Genomic DNA, 12,439 nt, shown 5'->3' with positions numbered 1-12,439 from the left:
TTTTTATTTCTCCTGAATTCGTTGAATGCTTAGGCTTCGATGATGCCGATGATGTCGTCTTCACGCATCTGCAGATATTCCACGCCGTCCATCTTGAACGCTTGGCCGGAATATTTGCCGAACAGCACCTTGTCGCCGACCTTGACGTTCATCGGGCGCACCTTGCCGTCGTCACCGATCTTGCCGTTGCCCACAGCGATGATTTCGCCTTGGTCCGGCTTCTCGGTCGCAGCGTCGGGGATGACGATACCTGAAGCGGTCTTGCGCTCTTCTTCCATGCGCTTGACGATGACGCGATCATGCAAAGGACGAATCTTCATGCTTATTTCTCCTAAAATCAGTGAGTTGATGATTTGCGTCGGCGGGAGATTAGCACTCGCCGCCAGCGACTGCTAATGATAGGGGCGCGCCCCACTCAATTCAAGGGCACGCAGGTAATTTCTTTTTTGCGTCACCCCAGAATGGCGCGTAAAGCGGATTCCAGGTCGGGGTAGCGGCATAGCATGCCCTTGGCTTCCAGTCGCGCCGGCAGCACGCGCTGCCCTTCCAGTACCAGCGCCGCCCGCTCGCCCATGGCCAGTTTGAGCATGGCGACCGGGGCGGACAGCGGAGCCGGACGATGCAAGACCATGGCTAATATGCGAGTGAACTCGGCATTAATTACCGGCTGCGGCGAGGTCATGTTGAACGGGCCGCTGAGCTGTTCGTCGTTCAGCAGGCGTTGCAGATGCCGCACATAGTCATCGATGTGGATCCAGCTCATCCATTGTTTGCCGTCGCCCAGCCGCGCACCCAGCCCCAGCCGGAACGGCGGCAACATGCGCGCCAGCAGGCCGCCATCCTTGCTCAGGATGAGCCCGGTTCGGAGCAGGCAGACGCGCACCCCGTATCGCTCGGCCTCGATCGCGGCGGCCTCCCAATCGATGCAAAGCTGTGCGGGAAAGTCGTCACCCGGCCCGGAAGTCTCCACCAGCTCCTGATCGCCGCGACCGCCGTAATAGCCGATGGCGGAACCAGACAACAGCACGGCGGGTTTCTGTTCGGACCGTGCGATACGTTCGACCAACTGCCGCGTCAGCGCGATGCGGCTGTCCCGCAATATCTTTTTGCGACGATCGGTCCAGGCCGCATCGACGATGGGTTCGCCCGCCAGATTGATGACGGCATCGAAATGCCGTTGCGGCGTCCAGTCATCGAGCGAGGCCAGTGCCTGCACTGCGGCACCGCATTTGTCGGCCACTGTCTCCGGATGTCGGCTGAATACAGTCAGGGTATGCCCTTCGGCATGCAGGACACGGCACAGGGCGCGACCGATCAGGCCCGTACCGCCAGTGATGAGGATGTTCATGGCTGCCTCCTCGTATCGGTTGAGGCTTCATCTTACGTTATGATTGCCCGCATGACATCCAACATCGAATTGCTGACGCGCAGCCTTTCCGCCGTCTGGCATCCCTGCACCCAGATGAAGCGCCACGAGACCCTGCCGCTGGTCCCGATCGCGCGCGGCAAAGGCGTGTGGCTGTACGACTTCGAAGGCAAACGCTATCTGGATACTGTCAGCTCCTGGTGGGTGAACCTGTTCGGCCATAGCGAGCCGCGCATCAATGCCGCCATCACCGACCAGCTCGGCAAACTCGAACATGTGATGCTGGCCGGCTTCACCCACGAGCCGGTGGTGCAACTGTCGGAACGATTGCGCGAACTGGCTCCCGCCGGTCTCGGCCATTGCTTCTACGGCTCGGACGGCGCGTCGGCTACCGAGATCGCGCTGAAGATGAGTGCGCATTACTGGCGCAATTCCGGCCGCCCTCATAAGACTGAATTCATCAGCCTGCAGAACAGTTATCACGGCGAGACACTGGGTGCGCTGTCGGTGACCGATGTCGCCTTGTTCCGTGATGCCTACGGCACGCTGATCCGGCAGAACGCTACCGTACGCAGCCCGGACTGGCGGATCGCAGAGGAAGGTGAAAGTCCGGAGTCTTTCGCGCTGCGTTGCGCCGCCGATCTGGACCAGCACCTGCAACAGCACCATGCGCACGTCGCCGCGTTGATCGTGGAGCCGCTCATTCAGGGGGCTGCGGGCATGGCGATGTACCACCCGGCGTACCTGAAACGCGCACGCGAACTATGCACGCGCTACAACGTGCATCTGATCGCGGACGAGATCGCAGTCGGCATGGGGCGCACCGGCACCCTGCTCGCCTGCGAACAGGCGAACATCCGCCCCGATTTCCTGCTGCTGTCCAAAGGCATCACCGGGGGTTATCTGCCCTTGTCGGTGGTGATGACGACCGACGACATCTATCAGGCTTTCTATGCCGACGAGACGGCACGTGGTTTCCTGCATTCGCATTCCTACACCGGCAACCCGCTGGCCTGCCGCGCCGCGCTGGCGACGCTGGATATCTTCGTGCAGGACGATGTGCTCACCGCGAACCGCGCCAAGGCCGCCTTCCTGAACCGCATCGCGCAGCCGTTGCGCGACCACCCCGCCGTGCGGAACTTCCGCAACACCGGCATGGTCTGGGCGTTCGAAGTCGAATCGTCGCATACGGATTTCGCGCAACGCTGTTTCAGCCTGGGCCTGCGACATGATCTGCTGCTACGACCGATGGGCGACACGGTATATTTCATGCCACCGTATGTCATCACCGAAGAAGAGATGCAACTGATGGTCTCGCGCACTCTGAGCGTCATCAACGAACTTACATGAAACTGCTTCTGACCCTGCTCGCCGTCCTGACCTTTCCCCTAACTGCCGGGGCGGCCCAGCTTCCGGCGGCCGTCACCCAAGCATTGAAGGATGCTGGGATCCCGACCTCTGCCGTCTCCATCGTAGCCCGCGAAGTCGGTCACAAGGACAGCCTGTTCAGCCTGAACGCCCAGCGTGCCATGAACCCCGCTTCCAACATGAAGCTGCTGACCACCTATGCCGGACTGGACCTGCTCGGTCCGGCCTATACATGGAAGACCGAGGCTTACATCGACGGTGAGTTGACGGACGGTGAGCTGTACGGCGACCTGATCCTGAAAGGCTACGGAGACCCCAAGTTCACGGTCGAGCAGTTCTGGTTGTGGCTCTCCGATCTGCGCGCGCGCGGTTTGCGCGACATCAAGGGCGACCTGGTACTCGACCGCAGCTATTACGACCTGCAACCTCACGATCCCGCCGAATTCGACAACGACCCGTTGCGCGCCTACAACGTGGGGCCTGATGCGCTGCTGCTCAATTTCAACATCGTACGCCTGCGTTACCTGCCCAACGGCGAGAATCTGAAAGTCGTGACCCTGCCGCCAGTGTCTGGATTCTCGCTGGAGAACCAGCTCGCGCCGGCCAGCGGCAAGTTCAACTGCAGTGACTGGGACGGCCGCCTGTCGGTGCAACCCGGCGGAGACAGCGTGGTATTGCAGGGCGATTACCCCATCGAATGCGGCGAACGCGAACAGAGCCTGTCCGTGATGCCGCACACGCGCTACGTGGAGGCCGTCTTCAGGGCCATCTGGCAAGAGCTGGGCGGCACGCTCAACGGCATACAACGCGAAGCCGCCGTCACACCGACTGCACGACTGTTCTCCACACATCGTTCTGAACCGCTCAGCACCGTGATCCGTGATATCAACAAGTACAGCAACAATGTCATGGCGCGCCAATTGTTCCTGACACTGGGTGAGACCCTGCCCTTGGAGAACGAACCCGGCGACATGCCGGCAGTATTCTCTGGCAGCGAGACCAGCCGACGCATGGGCATCGAGCGCAGCATCTTCGCCATGCAGAACTGGCTATCGCGCGCGGGCATGGATTTCCCCGAACTGGTGCTGGAGAACGGTGCCGGGTTGTCGCGCATCGAACGCATCAGCGCGGCGCACATGGCACAGTTACTGGAACATGCCGCCGCGCATCCGCTGAGTGCCGAGTTGCGCGCCTCGCTGCCCATCATGGGCGTGGACGGCTCCGTACAGCAGCGGTTGAGTGACAGCCCGGCCGCCCGCCGCGCGCATCTCAAGACCGGCACGCTGGAAGGCGTGAAGACCCTCGCGGGATATGTGCGTTCCAAGCACAACAAGGATTGGGTAGTGGTGTTCTTCATCAACCACCCAAATGCCAAACTCGGCCAGGATGCACAGGATGCACTGATCGAGTGGCTCGCCACCACACACTGAAACCGACCTGCGACCGGCACCATGCTCCGACACCATCCCCTTGCCATTGCCTTCACCGGTTTGATGATTTGTTCGCCCGCCCATACTGCCAGCCTGACCCCGGGGGGCAACGATTTTGGCGTGTCGCTTGGGCAATACCGCTATGAAGAGCCGGGATTGATGTCACTGGACGGGCTGAAAGGCGGATTAGAGTTGCGGATGACAAGGACCTACCCCGCTCGCCGCACGTTCCTGCGCGGGGAGTTGCGCTATGCAGGCGGTACCGTGGACTACACGAGCAATGGCACGGGCCGCAACAGTGGTGAACCTGACTGGTATATCGAGGGGCGGGCGCTGATCGGGAATGACTGGCCGTTGACCACCGCGACCGTCTCCACCTATGTCGGGCTCGGCTACCGCTTCCTGCTGAACGATGGCCGGGGCATCACCAGCACGGGGCACGCCGGCTACAGAAGAGAGAGCACCTATATCTATCTGCCCGCGGGTGTCATCCTGCGCACCAGCCTGGATAGCGGTAACGAAGTCGTCGGCTCATTCGAATACGACCATCTGCTTTCCGGCAACCAGTTCACAAAGTTATCCGACACCGGCCTGGGGTACAGCGACCTCGACAGCAAACAGAGCGAGGGGTATGGCCTGAAGCTGCGGTTGAGCTATGTGACGCCACGCTGGTCGGCGGGGCCATATCTGCATCATTGGAACATCGCTGATTCGGCGATCAATCCGATCTACCGGAACGGCGTGCTGAATGGATATGGATTGGAACCCCGGAACCGCAGCACGGAGGTCGGCGTGGAACTGACCCGACCTTTCTGATCGCTCACAGCCCCAGCTCGCCCCACATCGTATCCACCTTCGCCTTGACCGCCGCATCCATCACGATGGGCGTGCCCCATTCGCGCTGCGTCTCACCCGGCCATTTGTTGGTCGCATCCATCCCCATCTTGCCGCCGAGGCCGGAAACAGGCGAAGCGAAGTCGAGATAGTCGATCGGCGTGTTCTCCACCAGCAGGGTGTCGCGCACCGGGTCCATGCGCGTAGTGATGGCCCACATGACTTCCTTCCAGTCGCGCGTGTCGATATCGTCGTCCACCACGATGATGAACTTGGTGTACATGAACTGGCGCAAAAAGCTCCATACGCCGAACATCACGCGCTTGGCGTGCCCGGCATATTGTTTCTTGATGCTCACCACCGCCATGCGATAAGAACATCCTTCCGGCGGCAGGTAGAAGTCGACGATCTCTGGGAATTGTTTCTGCAGCAGCGGCACGAACACTTCGTTCAGCGCCACGCCCAGCATGGCCGGCTCGTCGGGCGGTTTTCCGGTGTAGGTGCTGTGGTAGATCGGATCACGGCGCATGGTGATGCGCTGGATGGTGAAGACAGGAAATTTGTCCTGTTCGTTGTAGTAGCCGGTGTGGTCACCATACGGTCCTTCCAGTGCGGTCTCGCCGGGATGGATGACGCCTTCCAGCACAATCTCGGCGGAGGCGGGCACTTGCAGGTCGCTGCCGATGCATTTCACCAGTTCGGTCTTGCTGCCGCGCAACAATCCAGCGAATTGATATTCACTCAATGAATCCGGCACCGGCGTCACTGCGCCGAGGATGGTCGCCGGATCGGCGCCGATCACCACCGCGACCGGGAACGGTTGTCCCGGATGTTTTTCGCAATGGTCGCAAAAATCCAGCGCACCGCCGCGATGCGCCAGCCAGCGCATGATGACCTTGTTCGGTCCCAGCACCTGCTGGCGGTAGATGCCCAGGTTCTGGCGCGGCTTGTTCGGCCCTCGCGTAACGACCAGCCCCCAGGTGATGAGTGGCGCGACATCGCCGGGCCAGCAATGCTGGATCGGCAATCTGGACAGATCGACATCCGCCCCTTCCCACACCACTTCCTGACAAGACGCGGACGACAGCACCTTGGGCGACATGGTCATGACCTGTTTAAGGATCGGCCATTTGTCCCATGCATCCTTCAATCCCTTGGGTGGCTCCGGTTCTTTCAGATAGGCGAGCAACTTTCCCACCTCGCGCAATGCTCCGATGTCTTCCTCACCCATGCCCAATGCCACGCGGCACGGAGTGCCGAACAGGTTGGCCAGCACCGGCATCTTGTGCCCGGCGACGTTCTCGAACAGCAGCGCCGGTCCCTGCGCACGCAACACACGGTCGCAGATCTCGGTCATCTCCAGATGGGTGGAAACAGGCGCAGTGACGCGTTTGAGTTCGCCCAGCTTTTCCAGTTGCGAGATGAAATCGCGCAGGTCTTTATATTTCATTGCCCTCTCCCCTGTCCCTCTCCCGCACGCGGGCGAGGGGGATGTCTCAATAGAATCTCGCCTCGCCCTCGGGACGCGTCTTGAAGCGCTTGTGCAACCAGAAATACTGCTCCGGCATCTCCAGCACACGTTGTTCGATGAATTCGTTCATGCGCCGCGCGTCGGCGACGTCATCACCGCTCGGATAGTTCTCCCATGCCGGATAGAAGGTCAGCACATACCCCTCACCGCCCGGCAGCACGCGCGTGATGCTCGGCACCACCTTGGCGCCTGTCATCTGCGCGATGCGCGGCAACGAAGTCATGGTCGCAGCGGGTACGCCGAAGAAAGGGATGAAAGCTCCGTCCTTCACGCCCTGATCCTGATCGGGCGGATAGATGAAAGGCAGATTGTCGCGCATGCCCTTCAGGATCGGACGCAGCCCCTGCTGACGCGAATACAGGCGCTGGTTGCGGAAACGGGCACGCTTCTGCAACAACAATTCCGTCAGGTAGGCGCTCTTCTGGTTGGCATACATGCACACGGTATCCACCTGCTGCGCCACCCACTGTCCGCCCGCATCCATGCCGACGAAATGCGGGGTGAGCAGGATCATGGGTTCACCCTTCACGGCCTCGAAATGTTCGATACCTTCCACGCGGATCAGCGAATTGATGCGCGCCGCACTGGACCACCACAGGATGCAGCGCTCGACCAGACCGCGAAAGAACATCATGAAGTGGGCACGCAGCAATCGCTTGCGCGCCGCCGCATCCATAGCCGGGAAACACAGTTTGAGATTGATGTCCCCGACGCGACGACGCTCTCCGGCCAGCAGAAAGACCAGCATACCCAGTGTATTGCCGATAGCGACGATCACACGGAAAGGCAGAAAGTGGATCAGCCACAGGATGAATACGCCCGACCTTGCCAACATCAATGCCCCACTTCCGCCGCGGGAGGGTTCGCCCCGCGCGGCACTTTATAACGGTTATAGCTCCATAGATATTGCTCTGGATGCTGGCGTATAAGTGTCTCCAGTGCAGCATTCAGTTGCATTGGCACAGAGCGACCTGGCTCGAATTCAAAGGGGGAGAAATGCAGTGAATATCCCGCGCCGCCGGGCAGTCGCTCTCCGATACACATTACCACCGACGCACCACTTGCTTCGATCAAGCGGCCCAGCAAGGTCATGGTGTAGGCGGGCCGCCCGAAGAAGGGCACCCACTCTCCTTCTCCGTTGCTCGGTGCCTGATCGGGCAGCACACCGATGACCTCACCGCGCCGGAGTGCCTTGAGCAACAGACGCACACCGCCCAGATCGGTCGGTGCAAGCTTCATATGCCCGCGCTCGCGCCCCTGATGCATCATCCTGTCCAGCGCGGGATATCGCGGCGGACGGTACATGCAGGTCATCGGATACTTCTCTGCAACATACAGACCGATCACTTCGAAGCAGCCGATATGGGGTGTCAGCATAATCACACCCCTACCCTGCGCGCGCGCAACCTCGAAATGTTCCCAGCCATGGCATGCCGACACGCTGCCGACCACCTGCTGCAGGGGACGACGCCATACCCAAGGCAGTTCCAGCACACTCCTGCCCGCTTCGCGGATATTGGCATGCAGCAGCTTTCGATAGGCCGCCTCCGAATGCGCGACCCCGGCCCGGCGCAGATTCTCCCGCAATCGTGCCGCATAGCGCCCTGACGACCAGTACACCAGCCAGCCGAACGGGCCACCCAGGCGATAAAGCAAGGGCAGCGGCAGGCGGGCAAGAATGTCGAACAGCAAGGTCATGCAAGAAAACCCATAAATTGACTTGAGGGGGATTTGATATACTGCGCGCCCATTTAACTATTGAAGAAGTGATCGGAGAGCCATGAGCGAGTTTTTCTTTACATCCGAATCCGTGTCCGAGGGCCATCCGGACAAGGTTGCAGACCAGATCTCCGATGCCATCGTGGACGCGATTCTAGCGCAGGACAATCATTCCCGCATCGCAGCCGAGACGCTGGTCACCACCGGACTGGTCGTGCTCGCCGGCGAGATCACCACCAATGCACAGGTGAACTACGCCAAAGTCGCGCGCGAAACCATCCGCAAGATCGGTTATGACGACCCCAGCCTGCGCTTCGATGCAGACGGCTGCTCGGTCCATGTCTGCTACGGCACGCAAAGCCCGGACATCGCACAGGGTGTGGACAAGGCTTACGATGACAACATGGACCAGGGTGCTGGCGACCAGGGCTTGATGTTCGGTTACGCCTGCCGCGAGACCGATGTGCTGATGCCGCTGCCCATCCACCTGTCGCACCGTATCGTCGAGCGTCAGGCGCAATTGCGCCGCGACGGCCGCCTGGGCTGGCTGCGTCCGGATGCCAAGTCGCAAGTCACTGTGAAGTATGTGGACGGCGTACCGGATCGCATCGACACCGTGGTGCTGTCCACCCAGCACACGCCCGACATCACGCTGGAGCAGATCCGCGAAGCCGTGATCGAAGAGGTCATCAAGCCGGTGTTGCCCAAAGAACTCATCAAAGGCGACATCAAGTATCTGGTGAACCCGACCGGTCGTTTCGTCATCGGCGGCCCGCATGGCGATGCAGGCTTGACCGGCCGCAAGATCATCGTTGACACCTACGGCGGCGCAGCCCCGCACGGCGGCGGCGCATTCTCCGGCAAGGACCCGTCCAAGGTCGACCGTTCCGCAGCCTATGCAGGCCGCTATGTAGCGAAGAACATCGTCGCCGCTGGTCTGGCCGATAAGTGCCAGGTGCAGGTCAGCTACGCCATCGGCGTGGCACAACCCACCAGCATCATGGTCACCACCTATGGTACCGGCAAGATCTCCGACGAGAAGATCACCGCACTGGTCCGGAAGCATTTCGACCTGCGTCCGAAAGGCATCGTGCAGATGCTCGATCTGCTGCGCCCGATCTACCAGAAGACCGCTGCGTACGGTCACTTCGGTCGTGAAGAACCGGAGTTCCGCTGGGAAGCGACAGACAAAGCTGCCGCATTGCGCGCTGACGCAGGACTGTAATACGTAACACCCACCCCGCCGAGGGGCGCTGCAGCAGTCACCACATGGTGAATCTGTCAGGCTCGGCGGAGATGGCTCAACATGTAGCAACGGCGCCCATTCATTAACTTACCAAATGAATGGAGTGCTTTATGTCTACTCAAGACTACGTCATCGCCGACATCAAACTGGCCGATTGGGGCCGCAAAGAGATCGCCATCGCTGAGCATGAGATGCCCGGCCTCATGGCCATCCGCGAAGAATTCGCAAAGACCCAGCCGCTGAAGGGCGCGCGCATCACCGGTTCGCTGCACATGACCATCCAGACCGCCGTGCTGATCGAGACACTGGTCGCACTCGGCGCGGAAGTGCGCTGGGCTTCGTGCAACATCTTCTCCACACAGGATCACGCCGCTGCGGCCATCGCAGCGAAAGGCATCCCGGTGTTCGCCGTCAAGGGCGAGACCCTGACCGAATACTGGGACTACACCCACCGCATCTTCGAATGGACTGACGGCGGCTATTCCAACATGATCCTGGATGACGGTGGCGACGCCACGCTGCTGCTGCACTTGGGTGCGCGCGCAGAGAAAGATGCCTCGCTGATCTCCAAGCCGACCTCCGAAGAGGAGACCTGCCTGTTCGCGGCGATCAAGGCCAAGCTGGCGACCGACCCGACCTGGTACTCCACCCGTCTGGCACAGATCAAGGGCGTGACCGAAGAGACCACCACCGGCGTGCACCGCCTGTACCAGATGCACCAGCGCGGCGAACTGAAGTTCCCCGGCATCAACGTCAACGACTCCGTCACCAAGTCCAAGTTCGACAACCTGTATGGCTGCCGCGAATCGCTGGTGGACGGCATCAAGCGTGCGACCGACGTGATGATCGCGGGCAAGATCGCGGTGATCTGCGGCTACGGCGACGTGGGCAAAGGTTCCGCCCAAGCCATGCGCGCACTGTCCGCTCAGGTCTGGGTCACCGAGATCGACCCGATCTGCGCGCTGCAGGCCGCGATGGAAGGCTACCGCGTCGTGACCATGGAATATGCCGCCGACAAGGCCGACATCTTCGTCACCACCACTGGCAACTTCCACGTCATCACCCATGACCACATGAAGGCGATGAAGAACAACGCCATCGTGTGCAACATCGGCCACTTCGACAACGAGATCGACGTCGCCTCGCTGGAAAAATACCAGTGGGAAGAGATCAAGCCGCAGGTCGACCACGTGATCTTCCCGGATCAGAAGCGCATCATCCTGCTGGCCAAGGGCCGTCTGGTGAACCTGGGCTGCGCGACCGGCCATCCTTCCTATGTGATGAGCTCTTCCTTCGCGAACCAGACCATCGCTCAGATCGAGCTGTGGACGGAACGCGATTCCGGCAAGTACCCGGTCGGCGTGTACACCCTGCCCAAGCATCTGGACGAGAAGGTCGCGCGCCTGCAGCTGAAGACGCTGAACGCGCAATTGACCGAGCTGACCGACCAGCAGGCCGCGTACATCAACGTGCCGAAGGAAGGCCCGTACAAGGCTGACCACTATCGTTATTGATTAACGACTTGCAGGTATGATGGCGAGGGGCGGACGTCAGGTTCGCCCCTCTTAACTTGTAAAAATGGAGAGGGCACCTCGAAAAACCGTAGCGAGCAGTTTGAGTGCAAGGCGCACGGCGCGCAGAAGCCGGAATGTACACAAAGTACATGAGGATTTTGAGCACCGCGCAACGCGGCAATCAGACTGCGCAGTAGGTTTTGCGAGGTGAACATATGCTGCTACGACTGCTACTGATCTGGAGCCTGAACTCACTGGCATTGATCGCCGTGGCGAGCTTCGTGCCGGGCATCCATGTGGACGGCTTCATGGCCGCCTTCGTGGCGGCGCTGGTGCTGGGGCTGGTCAACACCTTGATCAGACCGATCTTTCTGGTGCTGACTTTGCCGGTCACCGTGCTGACGCTCGGGCTGTTCATCCTGGTCATCAACGGCCTGATGTTCTGGTTCGCGGGCTCCATCCTGCGCGGTTTCGTGGTCGACAGTTTCTGGCATGCCGTGCTGGGTGCCCTGCTGTTCAGTATATTTTCATGGGCGCTGTCCGCAGCCGCCGCACAACTATTGGTGAGGAAACATGGGAAACCCAACCACCCCGATCAGCTTTGAATTCTTCCCTCCGCAAACGCCGGAGGGTGCCTCCAAACTGACTGCCGCGCGCCAGCGTCTGGCCGCGTTCCAGCCGGAGTTCTTCTCTGTCACATTCGGCGCGGGCGGCTCCACGCAGGATCGCACGCTGGAGACCATCCGGCTGATCCACAGCGAAGGTCACAGCGCCGCGCCGCACCTGTCCTGCGTGGGCAGCACCCGCGACAACATCCGCACCTTGTTGCACACCTACAAGGACATGGGCATCCGGCGCATCGTCGCCCTGCGCGGCGACCTGCCTTCCGGCATGGCCAGCATCGGCGAGTTCCAGTATGCCAACGAGCTGGTGAGCTTCATCCGCGCGCAGACCGGCGAGCACTTCCACATCGAGGTCGCCGCCTATCCCGAGTTCCATCCGCAGGCGAACTCGGCACGCGAAGACATGCTCAACTACAAACGCAAGATCAACGCAGGTGCGAACTCGGCCATCACGCAGTATTTCTACAACGCCGACGCCTACTTCCGTTTCGTCGACGAGACCCGCAAGCTCGGTGTCGAGGCACCTGTCGTGCCCGGCATCATGCCCATCGTGCGTTACTCGCAACTGGCGCGCTTCTCCGATATGTGCGGCGCCGAGATCCCGCGCTGGATGCGCAAGACCATGGAAGGCTATGGCGACGATGTGGAATCGGTGCAGAACTTCGGTCTGGATGTCGTGACTGAACTGTGCGAAAAACTGATCGCAGGCGGCGCACCCGCGCTGCATTTCTACACATTGAACCAGGCCAAGGCTTCCATCGATATCCTGCAACGTCTGGGTTATCACGCATAAACGAAAGCCAGTTGA

General features: G+C 60.6%; 12 protein-coding genes and 1 riboswitch. Of the genes, 7 read left to right on the top strand and 5 right to left on the bottom strand.

From position 1 onward, the window contains the following. Positions 1–29 precede the first annotated feature (29 nt). Together groES and ACYPYQ_RS02095 are read right to left on the bottom strand one after the other, a co-directional pair. Positions 30–320, bottom strand: coding sequence for a co-chaperone GroES (gene groES / locus ACYPYQ_RS02100; RefSeq protein WP_459718759.1), 291 nt, complete (start codon positions 318–320; stop codon positions 30–32). A gap of 131 nt (positions 321–451) precedes the next feature. Further along, positions 452–1,348, bottom strand: a complete 897-nt coding sequence (locus ACYPYQ_RS02095; RefSeq protein ID WP_459718754.1) for a TIGR01777 family oxidoreductase — start codon at positions 1,346–1,348, stop codon at positions 452–454. 51 nt (positions 1,349–1,399) lie between these two features. Between ACYPYQ_RS02095 and bioA the strand changes: the two genes are divergently transcribed. The 3 genes from bioA (at position 1,400) to ACYPYQ_RS02080 (ending at position 4,980) form a co-directional block, all read left to right on the top strand. Beyond that, complete coding sequence (gene bioA / locus ACYPYQ_RS02090; RefSeq protein WP_459718749.1) at positions 1,400–2,716, top strand: adenosylmethionine--8-amino-7-oxononanoate transaminase; 1,317 nt, start codon at positions 1,400–1,402, stop codon at positions 2,714–2,716. Beyond that, positions 2,713–4,164 (top strand): D-alanyl-D-alanine carboxypeptidase/D-alanyl-D-alanine endopeptidase, encoded by a 1,452-nt coding sequence (gene dacB / locus ACYPYQ_RS02085; protein WP_459718745.1) that lies wholly within the window; start codon positions 2,713–2,715, stop codon positions 4,162–4,164. Before bioA ends, dacB begins: the two co-directional genes overlap by 4 nt. 198 nt (positions 4,165–4,362) lie before the next feature. Further along, positions 4,363–4,980 (top strand): hypothetical protein, encoded by a 618-nt coding sequence (locus ACYPYQ_RS02080; RefSeq protein ID WP_459718742.1) that lies wholly within the window; start codon positions 4,363–4,365, stop codon positions 4,978–4,980. Positions 4,981–4,984: 4 nt separating this feature from the next. Here the strand turns inward: ACYPYQ_RS02080 and ubiD are convergent, their stop codons facing one another. Genes ubiD through ACYPYQ_RS02065 form a run of 3 tightly spaced genes read right to left on the bottom strand, consistent with a single transcriptional unit; the run spans position 4,985 to position 8,245 of the window. Further along, on the bottom strand, positions 4,985–6,448 hold the full coding sequence (ubiD, locus tag ACYPYQ_RS02075) for a 4-hydroxy-3-polyprenylbenzoate decarboxylase (protein WP_459718739.1): 1,464 nt from the start codon (positions 6,446–6,448) through the stop codon (positions 4,985–4,987). A gap of 46 nt (positions 6,449–6,494) precedes the next feature. Continuing rightward, positions 6,495–7,364: an LpxL/LpxP family acyltransferase gene (locus ACYPYQ_RS02070; protein WP_459718736.1), complete on the bottom strand. Its 870-nt coding sequence runs from the start codon at positions 7,362–7,364 to the stop codon at positions 6,495–6,497. Next, on the bottom strand, positions 7,364–8,245 hold the full coding sequence (locus ACYPYQ_RS02065) for a lysophospholipid acyltransferase family protein (RefSeq protein WP_459719299.1): 882 nt from the start codon (positions 8,243–8,245) through the stop codon (positions 7,364–7,366). Before ACYPYQ_RS02065 ends, ACYPYQ_RS02070 begins: the two co-directional genes overlap by 1 nt. Positions 8,246–8,309: 64 nt before the next feature. Here ACYPYQ_RS02065 and metK point away from each other — a divergent pair, with 64 nt between their 5' ends. From metK to metF, 4 genes are all read left to right on the top strand, one after another. Beyond that, entirely contained in the window at positions 8,310–9,473 is a 1,164-nt protein-coding gene (gene metK / locus ACYPYQ_RS02060) for a methionine adenosyltransferase (protein ID WP_459718733.1), read from the top strand. 14 nt (positions 9,474–9,487) lie between these two features. Beyond that, positions 9,488–9,578: riboswitch (S-adenosyl-L-homocysteine riboswitch) on the top strand. 26 nt (positions 9,579–9,604) lie between these two features. Continuing rightward, entirely contained in the window at positions 9,605–11,008 is a 1,404-nt protein-coding gene (ahcY, locus tag ACYPYQ_RS02055) for an adenosylhomocysteinase (protein ID WP_459718730.1), read from the top strand. Positions 11,009–11,223: 215 nt separating this feature from the next. After that, positions 11,224–11,613, top strand: a complete 390-nt coding sequence (locus tag ACYPYQ_RS02050; protein WP_459718727.1) for a phage holin family protein — start codon at positions 11,224–11,226, stop codon at positions 11,611–11,613. Further along, positions 11,582–12,424 carry a methylenetetrahydrofolate reductase [NAD(P)H] gene (gene metF, locus ACYPYQ_RS02045; RefSeq protein WP_459718724.1) on the top strand — a complete coding sequence of 281 codons (843 nt, stop codon included), beginning with the start codon at positions 11,582–11,584 and terminating at the stop codon, positions 12,422–12,424. Before ACYPYQ_RS02050 ends, metF begins: the two co-directional genes overlap by 32 nt. The last annotated feature ends 15 nt before the right edge of the window (positions 12,425–12,439 follow it).

Source organism: Sideroxyarcus sp. TK5 (assembly GCF_054601595.1).
The sequence above is the reverse complement of the archived record's forward strand: the minus strand, read 5'-3'. Positions and strand labels throughout refer to the sequence as shown.